This window comes from Faecalibacterium sp. 3 (assembly GCF_048323735.1).
Lineage (GTDB): Bacteria > Bacillota > Clostridia > Oscillospirales > Ruminococcaceae > Faecalibacterium > Faecalibacterium wellingii.
In genome coordinates, this window is record NZ_JBLWFN010000001.1 from 969,567 (window position 1) to 991,382 (window position 21,816).

The 21,816-nt window shown below is 58.9% G+C and carries 23 protein-coding genes; 9 read left to right on the forward strand and 14 right to left on the reverse strand.

Annotated elements, in window-relative coordinates; translation table 11 throughout:
• Window positions 1-74 precede the first annotated feature (74 nt).
• Together aroD and ACNSPV_RS04490 are read left to right on the forward strand one after the other, a co-directional pair.
• The gene (gene aroD, locus ACNSPV_RS04485) at window positions 75-830 is read left to right on the forward strand and encodes a type I 3-dehydroquinate dehydratase (RefSeq protein ID WP_348584457.1); all 756 of its coding nucleotides are present in this window, start codon (window positions 75-77) and stop codon (window positions 828-830) included.
• Window positions 831-970: 140 nt separating this feature from the next.
• Window positions 971-1,573: a Type 1 glutamine amidotransferase-like domain-containing protein gene (locus tag ACNSPV_RS04490; protein ID WP_348584456.1), complete on the forward strand. Its 603-nt coding sequence runs from the start codon at window positions 971-973 to the stop codon at window positions 1,571-1,573.
• 424 nt (window positions 1,574-1,997) lie between these two features.
• Here the strand turns inward: ACNSPV_RS04490 and ACNSPV_RS04495 are convergent, their stop codons facing one another.
• The 9 genes from ACNSPV_RS04495 to ACNSPV_RS04535 all read right to left on the reverse strand — a co-directional run bounded on the left by ACNSPV_RS04495 (window position 1,998) and on the right by ACNSPV_RS04535 (window position 11,398).
• Window positions 1,998-3,209, reverse strand: coding sequence for an NADP-dependent isocitrate dehydrogenase (locus ACNSPV_RS04495; RefSeq protein ID WP_005937607.1), 1,212 nt, complete (start codon window positions 3,207-3,209; stop codon window positions 1,998-2,000).
• A 79-nt stretch (window positions 3,210-3,288) separates the two neighbouring features.
• Entirely contained in the window at window positions 3,289-4,476 is a 1,188-nt protein-coding gene (locus ACNSPV_RS04500) for a pyridoxal phosphate-dependent aminotransferase (protein ID WP_348584454.1), read from the reverse strand.
• 19 nt (window positions 4,477-4,495) lie between these two features.
• Window positions 4,496-5,677, reverse strand: a complete 1,182-nt coding sequence (locus ACNSPV_RS04505; protein WP_348584453.1) for a cation diffusion facilitator family transporter — start codon at window positions 5,675-5,677, stop codon at window positions 4,496-4,498.
• A gap of 183 nt (window positions 5,678-5,860) precedes the next feature.
• Entirely contained in the window at window positions 5,861-7,501 is a 1,641-nt protein-coding gene (gene ptsP / locus ACNSPV_RS04510) for a phosphoenolpyruvate--protein phosphotransferase (protein ID WP_339394665.1), read from the reverse strand.
• A 106-nt stretch (window positions 7,502-7,607) separates the two neighbouring features.
• On the reverse strand, window positions 7,608-7,871 hold the full coding sequence (locus ACNSPV_RS04515; RefSeq protein ID WP_249237914.1) for an HPr family phosphocarrier protein: 264 nt from the start codon (window positions 7,869-7,871) through the stop codon (window positions 7,608-7,610).
• Window positions 7,872-7,983: 112 nt separating this feature from the next.
• Window positions 7,984-8,157: a hypothetical protein gene (locus ACNSPV_RS04520; RefSeq protein WP_418268252.1), complete on the reverse strand. Its 174-nt coding sequence runs from the start codon at window positions 8,155-8,157 to the stop codon at window positions 7,984-7,986.
• Between the two features lie 8 nt (window positions 8,158-8,165).
• A complete protein-coding gene (locus tag ACNSPV_RS04525; RefSeq protein ID WP_348584450.1) occupies window positions 8,166-8,882 on the reverse strand; it encodes a DUF4830 domain-containing protein in 717 nt (238 codons plus the stop codon).
• Window positions 8,883-9,364: 482 nt separating this feature from the next.
• Window positions 9,365-10,207: an HAD family hydrolase gene (locus ACNSPV_RS04530; RefSeq protein WP_348584448.1), complete on the reverse strand. Its 843-nt coding sequence runs from the start codon at window positions 10,205-10,207 to the stop codon at window positions 9,365-9,367.
• An 18-nt stretch (window positions 10,208-10,225) separates the two neighbouring features.
• Window positions 10,226-11,398 (reverse strand): glycoside hydrolase family 25 protein, encoded by a 1,173-nt coding sequence (locus ACNSPV_RS04535; RefSeq protein ID WP_348584446.1) that lies wholly within the window; start codon window positions 11,396-11,398, stop codon window positions 10,226-10,228.
• Window positions 11,399-11,735: 337 nt separating this feature from the next.
• Here ACNSPV_RS04535 and ACNSPV_RS04540 point away from each other — a divergent pair, with 337 nt between their 5' ends.
• On the forward strand, window positions 11,736-12,794 hold the full coding sequence (locus ACNSPV_RS04540; RefSeq protein ID WP_348584445.1) for a PTS sugar transporter subunit IIC: 1,059 nt from the start codon (window positions 11,736-11,738) through the stop codon (window positions 12,792-12,794).
• A 111-nt stretch (window positions 12,795-12,905) separates the two neighbouring features.
• Here ACNSPV_RS04540 and ACNSPV_RS04545 read toward each other — a convergent pair whose 3' ends face one another.
• Both ACNSPV_RS04545 and ACNSPV_RS04550 read right to left on the reverse strand, forming a co-directional pair.
• Window positions 12,906-13,415 (reverse strand): 8-oxo-dGTP diphosphatase, encoded by a 510-nt coding sequence (locus ACNSPV_RS04545; RefSeq protein ID WP_348584444.1) that lies wholly within the window; start codon window positions 13,413-13,415, stop codon window positions 12,906-12,908.
• A 162-nt stretch (window positions 13,416-13,577) separates the two neighbouring features.
• Complete coding sequence (locus ACNSPV_RS04550) at window positions 13,578-14,171, reverse strand: RICIN domain-containing protein (protein ID WP_348584443.1); 594 nt, start codon at window positions 14,169-14,171, stop codon at window positions 13,578-13,580.
• Window positions 14,172-14,395: 224 nt separating this feature from the next.
• On the opposite strand from ACNSPV_RS04550, the gene ACNSPV_RS04555 reads away from it, so the two are divergent.
• From ACNSPV_RS04555 to ACNSPV_RS04580, 6 genes are all read left to right on the forward strand, one after another.
• Complete coding sequence (locus ACNSPV_RS04555; RefSeq protein WP_348584442.1) at window positions 14,396-14,917, forward strand: nitroreductase; 522 nt, start codon at window positions 14,396-14,398, stop codon at window positions 14,915-14,917.
• 8 nt (window positions 14,918-14,925) lie between these two features.
• Window positions 14,926-15,420: a GNAT family N-acetyltransferase gene (locus ACNSPV_RS04560; protein WP_348584440.1), complete on the forward strand. Its 495-nt coding sequence runs from the start codon at window positions 14,926-14,928 to the stop codon at window positions 15,418-15,420.
• Between the two features lie 115 nt (window positions 15,421-15,535).
• Window positions 15,536-15,838, forward strand: a complete 303-nt coding sequence (locus ACNSPV_RS04565; RefSeq protein ID WP_348584438.1) for a YerC/YecD family TrpR-related protein — start codon at window positions 15,536-15,538, stop codon at window positions 15,836-15,838.
• Between the two features lie 132 nt (window positions 15,839-15,970).
• Complete coding sequence (locus ACNSPV_RS04570; RefSeq protein ID WP_348584437.1) at window positions 15,971-16,522, forward strand: DJ-1 family glyoxalase III; 552 nt, start codon at window positions 15,971-15,973, stop codon at window positions 16,520-16,522.
• 14 nt (window positions 16,523-16,536) lie between these two features.
• Entirely contained in the window at window positions 16,537-17,421 is an 885-nt protein-coding gene (locus ACNSPV_RS04575) for a fumarylacetoacetate hydrolase family protein (protein WP_348584436.1), read from the forward strand.
• A 148-nt stretch (window positions 17,422-17,569) separates the two neighbouring features.
• Complete coding sequence (locus ACNSPV_RS04580) at window positions 17,570-18,520, forward strand: ROK family glucokinase (RefSeq protein ID WP_348584434.1); 951 nt, start codon at window positions 17,570-17,572, stop codon at window positions 18,518-18,520.
• Between the two features lie 62 nt (window positions 18,521-18,582).
• Here ACNSPV_RS04580 and ACNSPV_RS04585 read toward each other — a convergent pair whose 3' ends face one another.
• From ACNSPV_RS04585 to ACNSPV_RS04595, 3 genes are all read right to left on the reverse strand, one after another.
• Window positions 18,583-20,373, reverse strand: coding sequence for an ABC transporter ATP-binding protein (locus ACNSPV_RS04585; RefSeq protein ID WP_348584433.1), 1,791 nt, complete (start codon window positions 20,371-20,373; stop codon window positions 18,583-18,585).
• 151 nt (window positions 20,374-20,524) lie between these two features.
• Window positions 20,525-21,244, reverse strand: a complete 720-nt coding sequence (locus ACNSPV_RS04590; protein WP_348584430.1) for a YggS family pyridoxal phosphate-dependent enzyme — start codon at window positions 21,242-21,244, stop codon at window positions 20,525-20,527.
• 5 nt (window positions 21,245-21,249) lie between these two features.
• Window positions 21,250-21,810, reverse strand: coding sequence for a TIGR01440 family protein (locus tag ACNSPV_RS04595; RefSeq protein ID WP_348584429.1), 561 nt, complete (start codon window positions 21,808-21,810; stop codon window positions 21,250-21,252).
• Window positions 21,811-21,816 lie beyond the last annotated feature (6 nt).

Here is a 21,816-nt window from a genome sequence, read left to right on the forward strand (position 1 = left end):
CAGAACGTATTATGGAGTCATCCCCCAGCATCCTGTATAAGGTAGCTATGCTTATTACATAAAGGAGAAGCGCCATGTCCTGTGTCAACATCCGCGGCTGCTGTATCGGTGAGGGCCGCCCTAAAGTTATTATTCCTATTGTAGAGCCCACGGAAACCGCCGTTCTGGAAAAGGCTGCTGAGTTTTCCACATTGCGCGCCGATTGTGTGGAATGGCGCATTGATTGCTTTGAAGGTGCAAAAGACTTTCCGGCCATCGTGCACTGCGCTGCAAAGCTTCGCGTTGTCTTGAAGGACAAACTGCTTCTTTTCACCTTCCGCACAAAGGCCGAGGGCGGCAAAGTCGCTCTGGCTCACAAAGAGTATCTTCATTTTATCCGCACCGTTCTTGCCACCGACTGCGCCGATCTGATCGACATTGAATTTTTCACTGCGGGCGCAGAGCTTCCTGCGCTGATCGAAGAAGCCCGCACCGCCGGGGCTGCAGTGGTGTGTTCCAGCCACGACTTCCATAAAACGCCGCCGCGCGCCGAGCTGGTGAGCCGCATGGTTGCCATGCAGCGGGCCGGGGCTGATCTGCCCAAACTGGCTGTGATGCCCCAGAGCCGCACCGACGTGCTGGAGCTTCTGGCTGCCACCGCTGAAATGGCCGACCGGCATCCGGAGACTCCCATCATCACCATGAGCATGGGAGCTTTGGGCGCGGTGAGCCGCCTTTCCGGCGAAGCCCTCGGCTCCGCCATGACCTTTGCCAATCCCGGGCAGGCCAGTGCACCGGGGCAGGTGTCGCTGGATGTCGTAAACGAAGTATTGGATGCACTGCATTTGTAACCGACAAATCGGAACTTGTCGGGGCGAGGCCCCTCCATCTTGCTGCCGCAAGACCGTTCTGTCACTTAAAAGCCCCACTGGGGCTTTCATTGTTCCGCTTCGCTCCACAAACGCGAATTTATATATAAAGGAGAATATTGATGAAACTGTTTTTATGTTCGCACTTTTCAAGTGTAGGAAGTCTGATAAAGGAAGAAATTGAAAATAAAAAAGTCGCATTTATTCCAACAGCTTCGCTGCGTGAAGGCTACACCGGTTATGTCGGCTCGGCTCGAAAATTATTCAAAAAGTTGGGAGCAATCGTAACTGAAATTGATATTTCAACGGAGGCTTATTCAACGATACAGTCTGTTTTTGAAGATGCGGATATGATATATTTTACCGGCGGAAATTCTTTTTTCCTTATAGACCAGCTCCGTAAAACGGGAACGGATGAGCTGTTGAAGAAAGAATTGGCAAAGGGAAAACTGATGATTGGGGAATCGGCAGGTGCGATTATATGCGCTCCAAGCATCCAATATATCGAGCAAATGGATGAAAAGCCGGAGGACTACTCACAAGAAGATGATGCAGGGCTTGATTTGATTGATTTCTATGTTCTTCCGCATTATCTTACAGCACCATTTAAGAAAGTTACCGAGAAAATAATGACTGAGTTTTCGGATTTGAATCTATGCCCAATTAACAACCGTCAGGGAATTGTAATTGATGGTGAAGGTTCAAAGGTTATTTGCAAAGACTAATTTAAAAGTTCGCGTTTGTGGAGCAAAGTGGAACAATAAAAGCCCCAGTGGGGCTTTTAAGCGACCGAACGGTCTTGCGTCAGCAAGATGGAGGGGCCTCGCTCCGACAAGTTCGCGTTTGCAAGTACAGAAACCCTCTCAGGCCGCTTCGCGTCCAGATTCCTCCTTTTGTCACCTGCGGTGACATCTTCCCCCGGCCGGGGGAAGTCTTTCCTCTCAGGGGGAGCTTTATAGGTGCTTTCCGTCAGCTGCAAAGAGCTCGCCCTTCGGGAGAGCTGGCAAAGCCGTCAGGCTTTGACTGAGAGGGTTTATGCTGCCCCGACAAGTTCCAGTTTGTCGCACATCCTGCCTAAAACACAAACCGGAACGATCTTCCCTTTTTCGGGTGGATCGTTCCGGTTTTTATGTTATATTGAAAATCGTTTTATGCCAGCTTGGCTTCCAGACGGGTGCGGATGGCCTTGATAAAGCCCTCGCTGTCCACGGCGGTGGGGGTGATGCCCTCAGCCAGACCGCACAGGTCTTTCGTCATGATGCCATCGTTCAGGGTCTGCAGGCTGGCGGCTTCCAGTGCCTCGCCAAACTTCACCAGCTCCGGCAGGCCGTCCAGTTCACCGCGCTTCTTGAACGCGCCAGACCACGCAAAGATGGTCGCCATGGGGTTGGTGGAGGTCTTTTCGCCCTTCAGATACTTATAGTAATGGCGGGTGACGGTGCCGTGGGCGGCCTCGAACTCGTATTTGCCGTCCGGGCTGACCAGCACGCTGGTCATCATTGCCAGAGAGCCAAAGGCGGTGGACACCATATCGCTCATCACGTCGCCGTCGTAGTTCTTGCAGGCCCAGACAAAGCCACCCTCGCTGCGAATGACGCGGGCAACGATATCGTCAATGAGGCTGTAGAAGTAGGTGATGCCTGCAGCCTCGAACTTTGCCTTATACTCGGCGTCGTACACCTCCTGGAAGATATCCTTGAAGGTGTGGTCGTACTTCTTGGAGATGGTATCCTTTGCGCCGAACCACAGGTCCTGCTTCACATCCAGTGCGTAGTTGAAGCAGCTGCGGGCAAAGCTGCGGATGGAATCGTCCTTGTTGTACTGACCCTGCAGAACGCCTGCGCCCTCAAAATCAAAGACGGTGGCACGCTGCTCGGAGCCATCGGCACCGGTGAACACCAGTTCAGCCTTGCCGGCACCCGGGATGCGGAACTCGGTGCACTTGTACACATCGCCGTAGGCGTGGCGGGCAATGGTGATGGGCTTTTTCCAGTTTTTGACCACCGGCTTGATGCTGTCGATCATAATGGGTGCACGGAACACGGTGCCGTCCAGCACAGCGCGGATGGTGCCGTTGGGGCTCTTCCACATTTCGTGCAGCTTGTACTCGTCCATGCGCTGGGCGTTGGGGGTGATGGTGGCACACTTGACCGAAACGCCGTACTTCTTGTTGGCAAGGGCGGCATCCATGGTCACCTTATCTGCGGTAGCATCGCGGTTGGGCAGGCCCAGATCATAGTATTCGGTCTTGAGGTCCACAAACGGAAGGATCAGTTCGTCCTTGATCATCTTCCACAGAATGCGGGTCATTTCGTCGCCGTCCATCTCGACGAGGGGCGTGGTCATTTTGATCTTTTCCATAGCAGGGTTCCCTTTCCTCTCTTGCGGTTTGTTTTCAGCCCCGCGCAGCCGATCGCCGCGCCGGAGCGGTTCGGCTTGTTTATTTGCGGTAGACCGCCGCCAGCTTTTCAAGGGCCGGCAAGCTGCGCTGTACCTTCTCGGTGTCGATGCAGTAGGCAAGGCGCACATAGCCCTTGACGCCAAAGCTGTCGCTGGGCACCAGCAGCAGGTCAAACTCCCGGGCCTTCCTGCAGAAGGCGTTGGCGTCCTCTTCCAGCGCCTTCGGGAAAATGTAGAAGGTGCCGCCGGGACGCTCCACCTCAAAGCCCAGCGCGGTGAGCTTATCGTACAGCAGGTTCATGTTGGTCTCATACACGCTCAGATCGCTGGTCACATCCTGACAGCGGCTTACGGCCCGCTGGATGATGCTGGGCGGGCAGTTGTGGCCGGTAAAGCGGGAGATCTGAGCCATCATGTCCACAAGGATGTCCTCACCTTCACAGCCCGGACGCACCGCCACATAACCAAGGCGCTCGCCGGGCAGGCTCAGGCTCTTGGAATAGGAGAAGCAGGTGAGAGTGTGGGGGTAGAAGGCCGCCGGGTAAGGCACCTTTTTGCCGTCGAATGCAATATCCCGGTAGGGCTCGTCGCTGACAAGGAAGATGTTGTGGCCGAACGCCCGGCTCTTTTCGGTCAGGATCTCTGCCATGCGGGTGAGCGTCCCTGCAGAGTAGACCACACCGGTGGGGTTGTTGGGGGTATTGATGAGCACCGCCGTCACCTTCTCAGTGAGCATCTGTTCAAAGGCATCCAGATTGGGCTGGAAGGTCGGTGCCTGCGGCGGCACCACCTTGAGGACTGCCCCGGTGCCCGCCACATAGGGGCCGTACTCCGGGAAGTAGGGTGCAAAGGTCAGCACCTCATCGCCGGGCCGGGTCACTGCGCGGATGGCATGGGCAATGGCACCCGCCGCACCGGTGGTGGGGAAGATGTGCTTCTGCTCATAGGGCAGGCCAAAGGTCTTTGTCAGGTGCGCTGCCACATCGGTGCGGAAGCCCGGGTCGCCCTGACTGGGGCAGTAGCCGTGCAGGTTTACCGGTTCCTCGTTGGCCAACAGGTCCTGCATGGCGGCAGTGAACTCCTGCGGGCAGGGCACGCTGGGGTTGCCCAGCGAGTAATCGAACACATTCTCATATCCGATCTCTGCGGCACGCTGTTTGCCGTACATGAAGGTCTCGCGGATGACGCTCTTATTGCCGAGCATCGCGCGGTAGGTCTCATTCAGCATAATACTTCCCCCTGAGAGTTTATTTGTGGGCAGCCGTATAGCTCTGCTCCACCTTGATGATGCAGCTGTAGGCTGCATCCTGTTCCTTGATGAACTGTTCCAGCTGAGTCAGCAGCTCTACCTTATCCCCTGCATAGCCTGCCGGCAGCACCAGATCGAACAGCACGTTGGTGTGGGTCCTGCCCGGCACGATGCGCAGGTCGTGCAGAGAAAGCTCCGGGTCCATCTGACGCAGCTTTTCGGTCAGACGGGCACGCAGCACCCCCACTGCGGCGTCCGAGGTGACGATGGGATCGTAGTGGATGGTCACCATGAGGTTGTCGTTTTTAAAGAAGTCCCGCTCGATGTTGTCGATCAGGTCATGTGCCTCCAGCGGGTCCTGCTCGGCGGGCAGCTCCACATGCAGGGAGGCGAACTGGTGTCCCGGGCCGTAGTCGTGCACCATCAGATCGTGCATCCCCAGCACGCCGGGATAGGAGAGCACCTTCTGCTCAATGTGATCCACCAGATCCTCGCTGGGGCTTTCGCCCAGCAGCGGGCTGAGCGTGTCCATCACAAGGCCCCAGCCGGAGATCAGGATGAACGCCGCCACGCCTACGCCCATCAGGCCGTCCAGCACATTCCAGCCGGTCACGCGGCACAGCACTGCGGCAATGAGCACCGCGCCGGTGCTCAGCACATCGTTGCGGCTGTCGGCAGCAGTGGCAATGAGGGTCTCGGAGCCGATGATGCGCCCGATGGTGCGGTTGAAGCCGCTCATCCACAGCTTGACGAGGATGGACGCCGCCAGCACTGCCACCGTGAGCCAGCTGAACATCACCGGGGTGGGGTGCAGCACCTTGACCACCGATTCCTTCAGCAGCGAAAAGCCGATGCCGAGAATGGTCACGCTGACTGCCAGCCCCGCCAGATATTCATACCGGGCATGGCCGAAGGGGTGCTCTGCGTCCGGGGCCTTGGCGGCCAGCTTGAAGCCCACCAGACTGACCACGTTGGACGAAGCGTCCGACAGGTTGTTCAGAGCATCTGCCATGATGGCAATGGAGCCGAACAGGGTGCCCACGGTCAGCTTGCCCAGACACAGCAGCAGGTTGCACGCCATACCCACCCAGCAGGCAAGGTTGCCATAGGCGGCGCGCACCTTAGGTTCCTGCGCATGGTCGGGCTGGCGAATGAAAAGACGGATCAAAAACTGAGTCATAACGGTCCTCCATGGGCAGCGCTGGACACCTGCATACCCTGTTATCGCTTATAGTATAGCATTTCGCTTTATCGTTTTAAAGTATTTTCCGTAAACTTTTGCCCGGTATAGAAAGACCCCGGCAGAGCGGGATGCCCTGCCGGGGAACTTTATGGGAACGGTAAACCGGGATTCTCGGATGAATTACTTCTCAGAAGGCTTGCTCAGATCCACGCTGCGGATGATCTTGCGCACCGGCAGGATGCTCTTGGCGTTCATGGACAGCTCGTCCACACCCATGCGCAGGAAGGTCTCAGTGAGGGCGGTGTCTGCGCCCAGCTCACCGCAGATGCCCACCCAGATGCCGTGGCGGTGGCCCGCCTCAATGGTCATCTTGATGGCGCGCAGCACAGCGGGGTGATGGGGGTTGAAGAACGGCTCCAGCTTTGCGTTCTGGCGGTCCAGCGCGCAGGTGTACTGGGTCAGGTCGTTGGTGCCGATGGAGAAGAAGTCGCATTCAGCAGCCAGCTCGTCCGCGATGAGCACGGCGGCGGGGGTCTCGATCATGGTGCCGACCTCGATGTTCTTGCCCATCTTGACACCCTCAGCGGTCAGCTCCGCACGGCACTCTTCCAGAACAGCCTTGGCGTCCTGCAGCTCCCGCAGGCTGGTGATCATGGGGAACATGATGCTCATGTTACCGTAGGCGGAAGCACGCAGCAGCGCACGCAGCTGGGTCTTGAAGAAGTCCTTGCGGGTCAGGCAGATGCGGATGGCGCGGTAGCCCAGCGCGGGGTTATCCTCGTGATCCAGCTTCATGTAATCCACGGTCTTGTCTGCGCCGATATCACAGGTGCGCACGACGACCTTGCGGGGTGCAAGGCTTTCCACTACCTGCTTGTAAGCCTCGAACTGGTAGTCCTCGGTGGGGAAGTCCTTGCAGTTCAGGTAAACGAACTCGGTGCGGAACAGACCCACGCCGCCGGCGTCGTTCTGCTGCACAGCGCCCACGTCGCCCATGCCGCCGATGTTGGCAAACACGTTGATGGTCTTGCCGTCCAGCGTGGTGTTGGGCTTGCCCTTCAGCTCCTGCAGCAGGGCCTGCTTTTTCTGATCTTCCTGCTGGCGCTTTTTCAGGCTCTTGAGCAGGTCGGGGGTGGGGTCAACGTAAACGCAGGCATTGTAGCCATCGATGACCGCCATCTTGCCGTCCCAGTCGTCCTGAATATCCTTGCACTGGATCAGGGCGGGGATGTTCATGCTGCGGGCCAGAATGGCAGTGTGGCTGTTGGAGCTGCCCTCCCGGGTGATAAAGCCCAGCAGCAGGCTCTTATCCATGCGGACGGTCTCAGACGGGGCCAGATCCTCCGCGACCAGAATGCTGGGCTCGGTACCCTGCAGGCTGGCATTGTCCACCCCCTGCAGGATGTCCAGCATGGCCTGCGCAATGTCCAGCACATCGGCGCTGCGGGCCTGCAGATACGGGTCGTCCATGGCGGCAAACACCGCAGCCTGATTGTTGCCGGCGGTCTTGACGGCGTACTCGGCACACATCTTCTGCCCGTTGATGATCTCCTTGATGGCGTCCACAAAGTCGTCGTCATCCAGCATCATGGCGTGGATGTTGAACACCTCGGCGATGTCCTCGCCGGCTTCTGCCAGTGCCTTTTCGTACAGGGCGGTCTGCTGCTCAATGGCCTTCTGGCGGGCAGCTTCAAAACGCTCCAGTTCTGCGGCAGTATCTGCCACAGGGGCGGTGGAAATAGCGGTATCTTTTTTCTTATAGATCTTCAGCTTGCCAATGGCGATGCCATTGAGTACGCTTTTGCCGGTGCCTACCTGCATTGCACACTACTCCTTCTTCATCTGTGCCGGGGCCGCACTGCTCCGACAGTCCAAAAAAAGCCCCCGCAGCTCACCCGCGAGGGCCTTCCTCATGTTAACTGCGGAATCAAACGTTCTCGGTCAGGAACTTCTGGACAGCTGCAGCTGCAGCTTCCTCATCGTCGCCCTCGACCTTGATGGTAACGGTCTCGCCCTGCTTAACGCCCATGCCCATCAGAGCCATCAGCTTGCGCATATCGCAGCTCTTGCCGTCCTTTTCAAGGGTGACGCTGCTGGCAAAGCCCTTGACGGTCTTGACGAGCAGGCCGGCGGGACGAGCGTGGATGCCGCATGCATCCTTAACGGTATACTGGAATTCCTTCATAATCATTTTCTCCTTACTTAGATCCCGTGCGGCGCTTCTGCACCTGCGCCGGACGCAGCCCAGCTGCGGCACGGTTGATACTTCTATTATAAACCCTAGTCGGAAATTTTTCACCATTTTATATTGCTAATTTTTTATGCAAAATTTTGGTACAATTGAACATACAAATGTGACAAAAATGCGCAAATTTCACTTTTTCTTCCGCTTGTGCGTAAATTTTAGGCATTTTGTCCTTTGGCTTTGCAGCAGGAGCCAAAGGCATTTCCGGCTGTTCCCGGTTTTTGCGGGCCATTCCGGTGCTCATTCCACCGGGTAGCCTTCCGCATCCAGCGGCAGTTCTGTGTACGGCACCGCCTGCGGGGCAGCATCCGGCTCGCCGGAGGTCTGCTGCGCATCCAGCTCTTCGTCATGGCGTTCGCCCCAGTCGCCGCTGTAGTCCTCGCCGGAGGTCTGCTGTGCTTCGTCGGTCAGTTCCTCGTCGTGGCGCTCGCCCCAGTCACCGCTGTAATCCTCGCCGGAGGTCTGCTGTGCTTCTGCCTCTGCCATGGCGGCCTGCATGTCTTTCAGGCCCACCACCACGCCGGAAGGCCGTTCCAGCAGATAGGCTCCCACAGCCTTTTTCTTATACACCAGCAGCACACCGTAGCGGCTGGTCTCGCCGCTGCTGGCTGCCGGGATCAGGGCCGTCCATTTCTCCACCGTCTTGCCCTTATAGCGGGCAAGATCCATGCCGCTCTGCTGCACCACCCCGTTGAAGGCCGAAAAGCTGTCATCCCATTTGCGGGGGATCTTTACCTTATCTGCCGTGATGGACGCGCCGTCCACATCCAGACCATAGCCGGTGAACCAGGTCTGGATATCCTGCGCGCTCTCGATCCGGTTCACCGTCGCCGAGACCGTGACCGTGCGCTGGCTGATGAACCGGCCCAGCAGGGCGCTGCACACCACCAGTGCGCAGCACATGGCGCCAAGACCCAGTTTTTTCAGGCTCGTTTTGCTCAGTGTAACTACAAACATATCCCCATGCCTCCCCAGCCTGTTTATTGCTCTGAGAACAATTTATTCAGAGTCCGGGCAGGTTATGACGATTTAAAACGCCCGCCGCCCCTCTGGCGAAGAGGAGCGATTTTCGGTTTTGCCAAGGGCCCCCTCCGTGAGGGGGCTGTCTGCGGAGCAGACTGGAGGAGTTTGATAAGATGCAGTTTCCCTTCACGACCTCTCCCGTGAAAAAGTAAATCCGAAAAGCCCGCAGGCTTTTCGGATTTACTAATTATAAAATAATATTTCCTCTGCTATTGCAACGGCGACGACTGCGGCCTGCGGCCAAAGACTTCCCCCGGCCGGGGGAAGATGTCGCATAGCGACAAAAGAGGGAATGCAGGGAGGAGCTGTTGGGGCCGTGGCCAGCAGGATGCAAGGCCCGCTCAAGGGCCGTAGTAGCCGCTGGGTGCCACAACTCGTCCAGAGCGAAGCGGAGACAATTCTAAATCAGATTCTTCTCAATGCGCCTTCACAAAATCCTCCGGCGAGACTTCGCCGTTCTGGCGGAGCACCTGTTTCAGCACCTGCATCACGCCGTATTCCCGATGGGACGGTGCCAGAAATGGCACCTGCGCCCGCAGCGGTTCGCTGCCGTTCTCCATCAGGAAGCCGTACTTTGCGGCGGTAAGCATCTCGGCATCGTTGTAGGTGTCGCCAAAGGCCATCATGCTGTCGGTCGGAATGCCCAGCAGTTCGCCCACCTTTGCCAGTGCTGCGCCCTTGTGCACACCGGGGTTCATCACGTCCACCCAGTTTCTGCCTGCCACCGCCACCGAGAATGCACCGCCATTTCCGGTGTGGAATGCGCCGTAGGTCCGGTCGAAGGCTTCCTGCGAGTCGTCGTTGGGCAGATAGATGGTAAACTTATCCGCCGCCGCTTCCACAGCGGTCAGGTCATCCACGTACTCCACCCGGGTGTAGAAGTTCTTGAACACGGCATCGTATCCTTCATCCCGCTTTTCCGCGTAGGCCGCCTGCAGTCCGCACAAAAGGCCCACATCTCCGGCCTGCTTCGTGCTCCGGGCCAGCTGCCGCCAGCCTTCGGCAGGCATTTCGGACACAAACAGGTTCTTGCCTTTCCAGCGGGCCGCGCCGCCGTTATCGCCAATGAGGATGATCTCCTCCAGCAATTCCGGGAACATGGTCTCCAACGTATAAAGCGGTCTGCCGCTGGCGGCGGCAAACAGGATGCCCTGCCCGGCCAATGCGCGGATCGTTTCCGCAAAATCCGGCGGGAGCTGGCTGCGTTCGTCCAGAAGTGTCGCGTCCATGTCCGACGCGATCAGGCGAATGTGGTCCATAGGTCCCTCACTTATCCCTTATCCAATGTAGCTGATGTTCACATCCATATCGCCCTTATAGCCGGGCAGACGTGCCGTGCAGGTGCCCTGCCACAGTGCGCAGTCGATGGGGCTGCTGGCAACGCCATAGTGTGCGTTCCAGATGGTATACTTTTTCAGGCTGTTCAGATCGATACGCTTGCGGTACCACAGGGTAGAGGCGTATACGCCGGGCTTGTAGCCCTGTGCCTTGACCTCCTCACAGAAGGCGATAGCGCACTTGGTGCGGTCCTCCATACCCAGACCGTCTGCGCGGCCGGAGCCGTTGGAAGCGCCAGACGCCTCGGTGTCAAAGAAGATGGGGTAATCCAGCTTGCGGCCATTCAGCACATAGGCACAGGCAAAGGCTTCCTCCTTGGCTTCCGCTTCGGTGGTGGCCTGACTGAAGAAGTACACGCCCACCTTCAGGCCTGCGTTCTTCACATTGGTGAAATGCTCCTCGAACATGGGGTCCAGCACCAGCGTACCGGCCGCACCATAACCGCGGTAGCCGATGCGGACGATGACAAAGCTGACGCCCGCCTTTTTGATCTTCGCCCAGTCCACATTTTTCTGATACTTGGAAACATCCACGCCGAAGGTCTTGCCCTTTTCCAGCACGCCGTCCGCATTGAAATAATAGAGTTTATTGTCGATGCACTGGATGCCCACCACCGGCTTGTTGGTGCTCTGGCTGTAGTAGTAGGTCTTGCCGCCGGAGGTACGCCAGCCGGAGTAGGCCGGCTCCGGCTGGGACTCGTCTTTTTTGCCCAGCCAGCCAAACAGGAAATTGAACAGCCAGCTGAAAAAACCGTTCTCATCGCTCAGGTCGATGCACTGAGCTTCGGCGGCATCCATGGCACCGGCATCCAGTGCGGCACGGATCTCCTCCGGGGTCAGCACGACGCTGTTTTCCGGGGTGTGCTGGTTCGTGCTGTTTTCTTCAGCTTCTGTGGCCTGTACGGGCGGTGCCTCCGGGTCCTCGGCGGCCAGCTCCGGTGTCTCCGGCTGCAGGGTGGGCATATCCGCCTCCTGCACCGTCCCGGCAGACGCTGCCGCTTCCTCCGGCTGTGCAGCCAGTGCCAGCGGTGCGCTCATCGAAAAGGCAAGTGCCGCCGCCAGAACCGCCGCTGCACTGCGGACCTTGAACTTGTTCCAGAACATTTTTTTCATGCTGTGCTCCAAACTTTCTGAATTTATCGGGATGCCGCCCTCGCAGAGGGCAGCATTTCATATTTCGGATACGGTTCCAGTATACACCCGCAGACAAGCTCCCGTCAATTGCCGCTCCTGTGCCGTGCGCCCTCTGCGCTGCCCAAGACCCCGTACCAGAAAATGCTCCAAAATAGATACGTCTGCACCGGCAAAAACATTGCACAAAGCCAAAAATTGCAGATATTTCCAGTAAAATCAGCGTTTCATCTTGCTGTCTTGACATGTGTATGGTATTATACTTGACATGCAGTTTTTGCATCGAATCAACCATCTTGAAACAGAAAGGCAGTTTCTCATGTCAAATGTGAAAGATTTCTTAAAACGCAAGGATATCGTCATCACCCCGCAGCGCTATCTCATTGAGGCGCTGGGTGCCATGGCACAGGGCCTGTTTGCCAGCCTGCTGATCGGCACCATCATCAAGACGCTGGGCCAGCAGACCGGTCTGGACGTGCTGGTGGATCTGGGCGGCTACGCCACCGCCATGAGCGGCCCCGCCATGGCCTGTGCCATCGGCTGGGCACTGCACTGCCCGCCGCTGGTGCTGTTCAGCCTGATCACCGTGGGCTACTCTGCCAACGCTCTGGGCGGCGCAGGCGGCCCGCTGGCCGTGCTCATCATCGCCATCGTGGCTTCCGAGCTGGGTAAGGCCGTGAGCAAGGAGACCCGCGTGGATATCCTCGTGACCCCGCTGGTGACCATTTTTTCCGGCGTGGGCCTTTCCATGCTGATCGCCGCCCCCATCGGTGCCGCTGCAAGTCAGGTGGGCACCCTGATCATGTGGGCCACCGAGCAGGCCCCGCTGGTCATGGGCATTCTGGTGTCCGTCATCGTGGGCGTTGCGCTGACTCTGCCCATTTCCTCTGCCGCCATCTGCGCCGCGCTGGGCCTGACCGGCCTTGCCGGCGGTGCTGCCGTGGCAGGCTGCTGTGCCCAGATGATCGGCTTTGCCGTGATGAGCTACAAGGAAAACGGTGTGGGCGGTCTGGTGAGCCAGGGCCTTGGCACCAGCATGCTGCAGATGGGCAACATCGTCAAGAACCCCCGCATCTGGATCGCACCCACGCTGGCCAGTGCCATCACCGGCCCGCTGGCTACCTGCGTGTTCCACTTTGAGATGAACGGTGCCGCCGTGTCCTCCGGCATGGGCACCTGCGGTCTGGTGGGCCAGATCGGCGTGTACACCGGCTGGGTCAGCGACATTGCCGCCGGCGTCAAGACCGCCATCACCCCCATGGACTGGGCTGCAATGGTGCTGCTGTGCTTTGTTCTGCCCGCCGTGCTGAGCGTGATCTTCTGCGAGATCGAGCGGAAGATGGGCTGGATCAAAGAGGGCGATCTGAAGCTGAACTGATTTTTTAAGCGGAAAATTCTTTTTTGATAGAGCAAATCCCGGCAGGCTGCGGTCTGCCGGGATTTGTCTTTTCACGGTTAAACACACGACTACGCTCTGCACAGGAAGCGCTCAAACGATCCGTTTCCCGTCCAGCACCGCCTGTTTCAGCGTATCGCCTTCATACACCAGCTTGAGGGAGAAATAAGGCCGGTCCTCATTCAGCAGCCGGAAGAAGATCTTGTCGCCCTCCCAGATGGGCAGGCCGGTCACCTTCTCCTTCGGCACCCATTCCAGCACGCCCTCCCTGCAGGCGCTGCCCCGCACCATTTCGCCTTCCCAGCGGTCGGCGGTATACAGATGGATGAACTCGGTCATGTTGCCCCAAATAAAGGTCAGCAGGCCCCGGGCACGGAAGCGCTTCAAAGTCAGGCCGGTCTCCTCCTTCACTTCCCGCAGCAGACAGTCCTCCGGGCTTTCAAACCGCTCAAACTTTCCGCCTACACCGATCCATTTGTCGTGGTTGTAGTCGTCCTGCTTTTTGATGCGGTGCAGCATCAGGTAGGCATCCTCCCGTTCCAGATAACACAGCGTGGTGCTGAAAATGGGAAATTCCGGGTTCATGAAGGCTCCTAGATTCATTGCGTTCTCCTTTTGATCTTGTTTTTGTGGAAAATGCCGTTTTTCGCTGCGGCCCCTCCCGGGAAAAAGCACCCCGGCAAAGCCCGCAGGCTTTGCCGGGGTGCAAACCAAAAAAAACTTTTTCCTCTGAATATGCCAGAGCAACGCGGCGGCAATTTAAAATCATTGCCCCTTCCGGCTTGCTCTTCCCTTGCCCGCATTGTTCAGCTTGCGCACAAGGTCGTTCTGATGCTTGCGCTGGCTGGGCGTGGGCTGCGGGTCTTTGGCCTCCTCGGCACGGCGTCCGCTCTGGGCAGTGTCCGGGTCGATGCGTTCCAGCGTCCATTCCTGATTGCCGCCGGCCACAAAGTTCCAGATCTGGGCCTGTGCGCCGTTGGCGGTGTTCATGCCCACAAGGTCGATGTATTTATCCGCCAGCACATTGCGGATGCGGGTGCGCCCGCTGCGGGTGGGCTCCAGCGCCCAGCACTGACTCAGCCCGCTGGTGCGGCCCCACTGGTGCAGCCATGTGCCCTCCACCACACCGCCAAGGGCCAGATCCATCATCTTGCCGGTAAAGCGGTTGCAGATGCGCCAGCGGCCCTCGCCTGCATCCACGAACTGCCACTGCTGCCACGGATGGCCTGCATAGCTCCACAGCTGGATGGCCGCGCCATTCTCGGTGTTGAAGTTCTTTACTTCCAGCACCTTTCCATTGGGGGCTTTGATGATATAAAATTCATTTTCCAGAATGACTGCCTGCGATGCCTTTGCCATAGAGCACGACTCCTTTCCAGTTTGGTAGCCCTATTATAACGTATTTGTCCTTTGGCAGCAAGAATGCTTTTCCATAATCTTTTTACGTTTTATTGTGCATTTCGACATGATTCCCGCAACGATAACGTTTACGCGCAACAAAACCGTCTCTGCAGGGAATTTCTTTACACTCCGGCCCGTCTTGTGATACAATAAAGGCACACGCTTTTAGGGAGGGATTTGGAATGACCAACGAAACCTTGGAAACCATTAAGAGCCGCCGCAGCTGCCGTGCCTATAAGCCGGAGCAGATCACCGACGAAGAGCTGAACGCCGTGCTGGAAGCCGGCACCTACGCCGCCAGCGCCATGGGCCGCCAGAGCGCAAAGATCGTGGTGGTGCAGGACGCTGCCACCCGCGCCCAGCTCACCCGCATGAACGCCGCTGTCATGGGTAAGGACACCGACCCCATGTACGGCGCTCCCACCATTCTGGTGGTGCTGGCCGATGCCGGTTCCAAGAATGCCGTGCAGGATGGCAGCCTTGTCATGGGCAATCTGATGCTGGCCGCGGCCTCGCTGGGGCTGGGCAGCTGCTGGATCAACCGTGCAAAGGAAGAGTTTGAATCCGACGAGGGCAAGGCCCTGCTCCGGCAGTGGGGCATCGAGGGTGATTGGGTCGGCGTCAGCCACTGCATTCTGGGCTATCCTGCTGCAGACCCCAAGCCCGCCGCACCCCGCAAGCCGGATTATATCGTAAAAGTATAAGGAGAACTATGAAGCCTGATTACAAGCTGGTCGCCAAGGCCAAATACATCCACGCCACCGCCGACCTTGCCAGCGAGCTCTGGCACGAGGTATACAAGCGCTATTACCCCGCAAAGCAGCTGGACACCCTTGTGGAGGAGCTGCAGAGCGCAGACGCCATCGAAGCAGACATCGACAACGATGTGAACTATTTTCTGGTCGTTCTGGGCGGCAAGACCATCGGCTACTTTGCGTGGAAGATGGAGAACACCGCCCTGCATCTGATGCACCTGTACCTCAGGCCCGAATACCGCGGCAAGGCACTGGGCCGGGACATCGTGCTCTCCTGCGAGCGGCTGGCCCGCGGCGAGGGCAAGGGCCGTGTGTGGTGCACCGTGCACGCCAAGGCCCTGCCGGTGCAGCAGTTCTTCAAGGCACTGCGCTACCGCAATTTGAAGCCTGCTGAGCAGGACACCGGCACCGTTCCCCGGGACGAAGTGGTGTTTGAGCATACTCTGGGCTGATTTTGCTGCCGGAAAACCGCAAAATGCTATTGAATTTTTTCTTCGTTTGTTCTACACTAATGTAGTGTAATAAAGTGCCTGCCTGTGGGCGGCATCTGCAAAAAAGGAGAACGACATGGCAAAAGATCATCCTACCGGTCAGTCCGGTCTGTATCAGGCATTTTTGCAGCTCAAGACCCCGGAACAGTGCTACCGCTTTTTACAGGATGTGTGCAGCTATTCCGAGCTGAGCGCAATGGAGCAGCGCTACAACATTGCCGAAATGCTGGTGGACAAACGCATCTACACCGAGATCATGGATAAGACCGGTGCGTCCAGTGCCATCATCAGCCGGGTCAGCCGGGTGCTCAGTGCCGACGACAGCGTGCTGCGCAACCTGCTGGAAGCGGAGAAATCTGCCGGCAAAACCAAAAAATGAGAAGCTGTGCCGCGTGCCGCCCGGAGCGGCATGCGGCTTTTTTGTCATCCGACCGGGAAGCAGCCGGTTCCCGCCGCGCGGGGATCCTGCGCTGCCTTTCTCCGGAGAAAGCCTTCACAGGAGGGATATTTTATGAGTAAAGCTGTTGTATTTTTTGCCGAGGGCACCGAAGAGTGTGAAGCCCTGCTGGTGGTCGATCTGCTGCGCCGCGCCAAGGTGGAGGTGACCATTGCCAGCGCCACCGGCAACCGCGCCATCACCAGCAGCCACAAGGTGCACATCACCGCCGACGCACTGGCAGAGGACATCGATTACTCGGATGTGGACATGGTGGTGCTGCCCGGCGGCATCCCCGGCACCCCGAACCTTGCCGCCAACAAGACTGTCACCGACACCTGTGTTTCCTTTGCGCAGGCGGGCAAAAAGGTCGCCGCCATCTGCGCCGCCCCCAGCGTGCTGGCACAGCTGGGCCTGCTGGAAGGCAGAAAGGCCACGGCTCACGCCGGTTTTCAGGATCAGCTGGCCGGTGCCGAGGTGCTGGATGCCGAGGTCGTCGTGGACGGCAATATCACCACCAGCTACGGTCTGGGCGGTGCCATTCCCTTTGCGCTGGAGCTGGTGCGCCAGCTGGCCGGACAGGCTGAGGCCGACCGCATCCGGAACGCCATCGCCTACCGCCACTGAGGGAGGGAGTCAGTATGCGTTTTGTTACCTGCCGCCTGCCGGACGGCGTGGAAGATCCGGCCATTCTTTCTGCCGACGGCACACAGGTCTGGCCCCTGAGCTGGCTGGGCCTTTCCTATGAAACCTTGTCCGACGCCATCCCCTTTCTGACCCCGCAGGTGCGGGCCGGGCTGCAGCTTGCCATTGCAGGCATCCCGGCCCTGCCCATCGATGCCGTACAGCTGCAAAGCCCCATCCCCTGCCCTGCGCAGGACGTGGTGTGCCTTGGCATCAACTACATGGCCCACTCGGACGAGGCAGAGAAATACTCTGCCGATGCCTTTGCCACAAAGCATCAGGACGCCATTTATTTTTCCAAGCGGGTCAGCCGCGCTGTGCCGGACGGCGGCTTCATTGAAGCCCACACCGACCTTGTGCAGAAGCTGGACTACGAATGCGAACTGGCTGTGGTGCTGGGCAGAGACGCCCGGGACGTGCCCGCCGGGCAGACGAAGGACTATGTGTTCGGCTACACCATCCTGAACGACGTTTCCGCCCGCGATGTGCAGACTGCCCACAAGCAGTGGTATTTCGGCAAAAGTCTGGACGGCTTTACGCCCATGGGCCCCTGCATCGTTACTGCAGACGAATTCGACACCTATCCGCCCAAAATGGGCATCCGCAGCTTTGTCAACGGCGAAAAGCGGCAGGACTCCAACACCGGCCTGCAGATTTTTGACATCGACCATGTCATTCACGAGCTGACCCAGGGCATGACCCTGAAGGCCGGTACCATCATTGCCACCGGCACCCCGGCAGGCGTGGGCATGGGCATGGACCCGCCGCAGTTTCTGAAGCCCGGCGACACGGTGCGCTGCGAGATCGACGGCATTGGCAGCCTGACCAACACCGTGCGGTGAGTACTGGCATTTGTGCCAAATATCCACTGCGTTTTCCGTCTGTTTGCATGAAAATCCGCAGCGGCACTGCTCTTTTCGGAGCGGGTGTGCTATACTGGCTGTATGAATGAAAAATGCGGCCCCGGGCCGCAGAAGGGGTAAATGAACTATGAAGGAATACGCATTCGGCATCGATCTGGGCGGTACCACCGCTAAGATCGGCCTGTTCAAGACCACCGGCGAGCTGCTGGAAAAGTGGGAAGTTCCCACCGATACCTCCAACGCCGGTGAACACATTCTGGAAAATCTAGCTGCTGCCGTGCAGGGCAAGATGCAGGAAAAAGGCCTTGCCGCCGCTCAGGTGGAAGGCGTGGGCGTGGGCGTGCCCGGCCCTGTGCTGGACAGCCGCATCGTGCCCATCATCTGCGCAAACCTCGGCGGCTGGGGCAAGCATAATGTAGCCGAAGAGCTGAGCACCATGCTGGGCGGCATCCGGGTCCTTGTGGGCAATGACGCCAACGTGGCTGCTCTGGGCGAGATCTGGATGGGCGCAGCCAAGGGCTGCCGCAGCGCAGTCATGGTCACGCTGGGCACCGGCGTGGGCGGCGGCGTCATCGTCAACGGCAAGGTCATCGATGGCACCCATGGTGCCGGCGGCGAGATCGGCCACATCACGGTGGACCGCCACGAGACCGCCGCCTGCGGCTGCGGCAAGCACGGATGTCTGGAGCAGTATTCCAGTGCTACCGGCGTTGTGCGCTGCATGAAGAAGCTGCTGGACGAGAACCCGGACACCCCCTGCACCCTGCGCGGCACTGAGTTTGCCGCCAAGGACGTGTTTGATGCCGCCCGCAATGGCGACGCCCTTGCCGCCCGCGAGGTGGACGAGATGACCGATACCCTCGGCATGGCGCTGGCAACCATTGCCGCCACCGTGGACCCGGAGATGTTCATGGTGGGCGGCGGCGTGTCCCGCGCAGGCGAGGTTCTGTTTGCCCCGCTGCGGGAGCACTTCAAGGTCTATGCCTTCAAGTCCTGCCGTGAGACCCCCATCGTGCCCGCCATCCTTGGCAACGATGCCGGTATCTATGGTTCTGTGCGCCTGATCGTGGGTGAATGATCCCTCTGTACGCAAAAAGCTCTGCCGTGCTTGCGGCAGAGCTTTTTTGTATGTGTGCTTTTTTACAGTGTATCTTCCCCCGGCAGCTGGTTCCACAGGCGGTAGTAGACGCCCTGCTTTGCCAGCAGCTGGTCATGGGTGCCGGATTCCACGATGCCCTCTTCGCCCAGCACAAGGATGCGGTCGTAGTCCTTGATGGTGGTCAGGCGGTGGGCGATGGTAAGGGTGGTGCGGCCATGGGCCAGCTTTTCAAGGCTTTGGCCCACCAGGATCTCGCTTTCGTTGTCCAGTGCGCTGGTAGCCTCGTCCAGAATGAGGATGGGCGGGTTCTTCAGGAACACCCGCGCAATGGCGATGCGCTGCTTCTGCCCGCCGGAGAGCTTGACGCCGCGCTCACCCACGTAGGTGTCAAAGCCGTCCTTCAGGGCCAGAATGAACTTTTCCGCACCCGCCAGACGCGCCGCTTCCATGATCTCTTCGCGGGTGGCACCGGGCTTGCCGTAGGCGATGTTCTGGGCCACCGTGCCGCTGAACAGGTACACGTCCTGCTGCACGATGCCGATATCCTGCCGCAGGCTCTTCAGGGTGACATGGCGGATGTCCTGCCCATCGATCAGGATGCGGCCGCTGGTCACCTCGTAGAAGCGGGGGATGAGGTTGCACAGGGTGGTCTTGCCGCCGCCCGAGGGGCCGACCAGCGCCAGCCGTTCGCCCGCCCGGATATCCAGACTGACGTTGTGCAGGACCTTGTTGTGGTCGTCCGGGTACTCAAAGCTGACATTTTCAAACCGGATGTCACCGGGGCCGGGCTGCAGCGGCACCGCGTCCGGGGCGTCGCCGATGGTCACGGGGGTGTCCATGATCTCGGCAAAGCGCTCGATGCCGGTCATGCCGCGCTGGAACTGCTCGGCAAACTCCACGATGCGGCGGATGGTGGCAATGAGGGTGGTGACGTACAGCATATAGGCCACCATGTCACCGGCGGTGATCCTGCCGTACACCAGCGAGAGGCCGCCTGCCAGAATGACCACCAGATACATCAGGCCGTCGAACAGGCGGGTGGAGGTGTTGAAGGCACCCATGGCGTAGTAGCCGAGGGTCTTGATCTCCTCGAACTCCCGGTTGCCCTTGGCGAACTTTTCCCGTTCCTCATCCTCGGCGGCAAAGGCCTTCACGACGCCCTGCCCCAGCAGGCTGTCCTCAATGGTGGAGTTCAGCTCGCCGATCTGCACGCGCTGCTGGCGGAACCGTGCCCGCAGACGTCCGTTCAGGTATACTGACACCACCCCCATCAGCGGCACGCAGGCGAACACCGCCAGTGTCAGCGGCACACTGGCCCGGCACAGGATGACAAAGGACACCACGATCTTGATGGCCGCAATGAAAAATTCCTCCGGGCAGTGGTGGGCGAACTCGGTCACATCGAACAGGTCGTTGGTGATGCGGCCCATGATGGTGCCCACCTTGGTGTTGTTGTAGTAGGTGTGGTCCAGCTTCAGCAGGTGGTCAAAGGCATCGCGGCGCATGTCGGTCTCAATATGGACGCCCATGATATGGCCGATGCTGGACATATAGTAGCTGGCTGCACCGTCGATGATGCGCAGCACAAAATAGAGTGCCGCCAGCCGCAGCACGATGCCCGCCGTCAGGGTGATGCCCACGCCCATGGCGGCGTTGGTGATGGTGCTCATGATCTTGGGCAGCACGATATCGCACAGGGTGGTCAGTGCTGCACAGAACAGATCCAGAAACAGGGTCTTTTTGTACTTTGCCAGATAGGGCAGAAACCGCCGGATCAGCGCACCGCTGCCTGCGTGGTGCGCCCCGGGGTCGTTGATCTTGGTTTTTGACATGGTTCCTCCTGTTGTAAAACCCTCTCAGGCTCACTTCGTTCGCCAGCTCCCCCGAGAGGGGGAGCCTTTGCATCTTTCGGGAAGCTGTACAAAACCTCCCCCTTCCGGGGGAGGTGGCATTGCGCAGCAATGACGGAGAGGGTTCGTTCTCTTACTTTTTACTGTAATCCCGTTCACCGTAGATGGCGGTGCCGATGCGCACGAGGGTGGCACCCTCCCGGATGGCGTTTTCAAAGTCGCCGCTCATGCCCATGGAGAGGGTCTCCATGGACACGTTGGAATAGCCGCGTTCGCCCGCCTGTACGAACAGCTTGTACACCTCGGCCAGATAGCGGCGGTTGCGGGTATCATCGTCATTCACGGGAGGAATGGCCATCAGCCCCTTGACCCGGATGTGCTCCTGTGCGGCAGCGGCATCCAGCAGCGGCCAGAGTGCTTCCGGTGCCACGCCGGTCTTGCTCTCCTCCCCGCCGATGTTCACCTCCAGCAGCACGTCCTGCACGATGCCGGCCCTGGCTGCTTCCTTCTCGATGGCGTTCAGCAGATGCTCACTGTCCACGCTCTGGATGAGGCTGGCGCGGCCCAGCACCTTTTTGATCTTGTTGGTCTGCAGATGGCCGATAAAGTGGCTGGGCTTACCGCAGTAGGCACCGGCGTCAAAGTTTGCGCACAGCTCCTGCACATGGTTCTCGCCAAACACATCGATGGGCAGGGCTGCACTTGCGGCCACCGTCTGTGCAGTGCGGGTCTTGCAGGCGGCGCACAGCTGCACCGCTGCCGGGTCGCGGCCTGCTTCACGGGCGGCAGCAGCCATCTTTTCCCGGATCTCCGCCACGGCCTCCTTCATCTGTTCCAGATTCTTTTCTGCCATGATGCTCAGTCCTCCTCGGTATACTTGGCGCGCTCGCCGCCAATGAGCTTCGGGCGGGTGCGGGCGCACAGGATGTTGGCTTCGCCGATCTTTGAAAGGCTCAGTCGCACCGGCACTGCCACCCTTCTGAGGTGCATCCCGATGAGGGTACCGCCGATATCAATGCCTGCGTGGGCGCGGATCTCTTCCACGGCCACCGGCTCCCGGAACTTCTTCCAGCAGGTGGTGGCCCAGCTGCCGCCTGCATGGGGGCGGGGCACCACGCACACCTCTTCCCAGCCGTATTTTTCGGCGGCTTCCCGCTCAATTATGATGGCGCGGTTCAGATGCTCACAGCACTGCGCAGCCAGCCAGATGCCGTTTTCGGCCAGCACTGGGGCAATGCCCGCGTACACGGCCTGTGCCGCCTCGAGGCTGGAATCCTTGCCGATGTGCCCGCCCACGATCTCGCTGGAGGAGCAGCCCACTACGAACACGTCCCCTTTTTTCAGCTTAGCCTGCGCCAGCAGCTCTGTCACGGCCTGCCGCGCCTCGGTTTCGATCTGTTTTTTGAATTCCTCTGTCATAAAAAA

What these genes read in the sequence shown, in the direction of transcription:
- aroD (WP_348584457.1), top strand. Translation starts at nt 75, where the DNA reads ATGTCCTGTGTCAACATCCGCGGCTGCTGTATCGGTGAGGGCCGCCCT.
- ACNSPV_RS04490 (WP_348584456.1), top strand. Translation starts at nt 971, where the DNA reads ATGAAACTGTTTTTATGTTCGCACTTTTCAAGTGTAGGAAGTCTGATA.
- ACNSPV_RS04495 (WP_005937607.1), bottom strand. Translation starts at nt 3,209, where the DNA reads ATGGAAAAGATCAAAATGACCACGCCCCTCGTCGAGATGGACGGCGAC.
- ACNSPV_RS04500 (WP_348584454.1), bottom strand. Translation starts at nt 4,476, where the DNA reads ATGCTGAATGAGACCTACCGCGCGATGCTCGGCAATAAGAGCGTCATC.
- ACNSPV_RS04505 (WP_348584453.1), bottom strand. Translation starts at nt 5,677, where the DNA reads ATGACTCAGTTTTTGATCCGTCTTTTCATTCGCCAGCCCGACCATGCG.
- ptsP (WP_339394665.1), bottom strand. Translation starts at nt 7,501, where the DNA reads ATGCAGGTAGGCACCGGCAAAAGCGTACTCAATGGCATCGCCATTGGC.
- ACNSPV_RS04515 (WP_249237914.1), bottom strand. Translation starts at nt 7,871, where the DNA reads ATGATTATGAAGGAATTCCAGTATACCGTTAAGGATGCATGCGGCATC.
- ACNSPV_RS04520 (WP_418268252.1), bottom strand. Translation starts at nt 8,157, where the DNA reads ATGGCCCGCAAAAACCGGGAACAGCCGGAAATGCCTTTGGCTCCTGCT.
- ACNSPV_RS04525 (WP_348584450.1), bottom strand. Translation starts at nt 8,882, where the DNA reads ATGTTTGTAGTTACACTGAGCAAAACGAGCCTGAAAAAACTGGGTCTT.
- ACNSPV_RS04530 (WP_348584448.1), bottom strand. Translation starts at nt 10,207, where the DNA reads ATGGACCACATTCGCCTGATCGCGTCGGACATGGACGCGACACTTCTG.
- ACNSPV_RS04535 (WP_348584446.1), bottom strand. Translation starts at nt 11,398, where the DNA reads ATGAAAAAAATGTTCTGGAACAAGTTCAAGGTCCGCAGTGCAGCGGCG.
- ACNSPV_RS04540 (WP_348584445.1), top strand. Translation starts at nt 11,736, where the DNA reads ATGTCAAATGTGAAAGATTTCTTAAAACGCAAGGATATCGTCATCACC.
- ACNSPV_RS04545 (WP_348584444.1), bottom strand. Translation starts at nt 13,415, where the DNA reads ATGAATCTAGGAGCCTTCATGAACCCGGAATTTCCCATTTTCAGCACC.
- ACNSPV_RS04550 (WP_348584443.1), bottom strand. Translation starts at nt 14,171, where the DNA reads ATGGCAAAGGCATCGCAGGCAGTCATTCTGGAAAATGAATTTTATATC.
- ACNSPV_RS04555 (WP_348584442.1), top strand. Translation starts at nt 14,396, where the DNA reads ATGACCAACGAAACCTTGGAAACCATTAAGAGCCGCCGCAGCTGCCGT.
- ACNSPV_RS04560 (WP_348584440.1), top strand. Translation starts at nt 14,926, where the DNA reads ATGAAGCCTGATTACAAGCTGGTCGCCAAGGCCAAATACATCCACGCC.
- ACNSPV_RS04565 (WP_348584438.1), top strand. Translation starts at nt 15,536, where the DNA reads ATGGCAAAAGATCATCCTACCGGTCAGTCCGGTCTGTATCAGGCATTT.
- ACNSPV_RS04570 (WP_348584437.1), top strand. Translation starts at nt 15,971, where the DNA reads ATGAGTAAAGCTGTTGTATTTTTTGCCGAGGGCACCGAAGAGTGTGAA.
- ACNSPV_RS04575 (WP_348584436.1), top strand. Translation starts at nt 16,537, where the DNA reads ATGCGTTTTGTTACCTGCCGCCTGCCGGACGGCGTGGAAGATCCGGCC.
- ACNSPV_RS04580 (WP_348584434.1), top strand. Translation starts at nt 17,570, where the DNA reads ATGAAGGAATACGCATTCGGCATCGATCTGGGCGGTACCACCGCTAAG.
- ACNSPV_RS04585 (WP_348584433.1), bottom strand. Translation starts at nt 20,373, where the DNA reads ATGTCAAAAACCAAGATCAACGACCCCGGGGCGCACCACGCAGGCAGC.
- ACNSPV_RS04590 (WP_348584430.1), bottom strand. Translation starts at nt 21,244, where the DNA reads ATGGCAGAAAAGAATCTGGAACAGATGAAGGAGGCCGTGGCGGAGATC.
- ACNSPV_RS04595 (WP_348584429.1), bottom strand. Translation starts at nt 21,810, where the DNA reads ATGACAGAGGAATTCAAAAAACAGATCGAAACCGAGGCGCGGCAGGCC.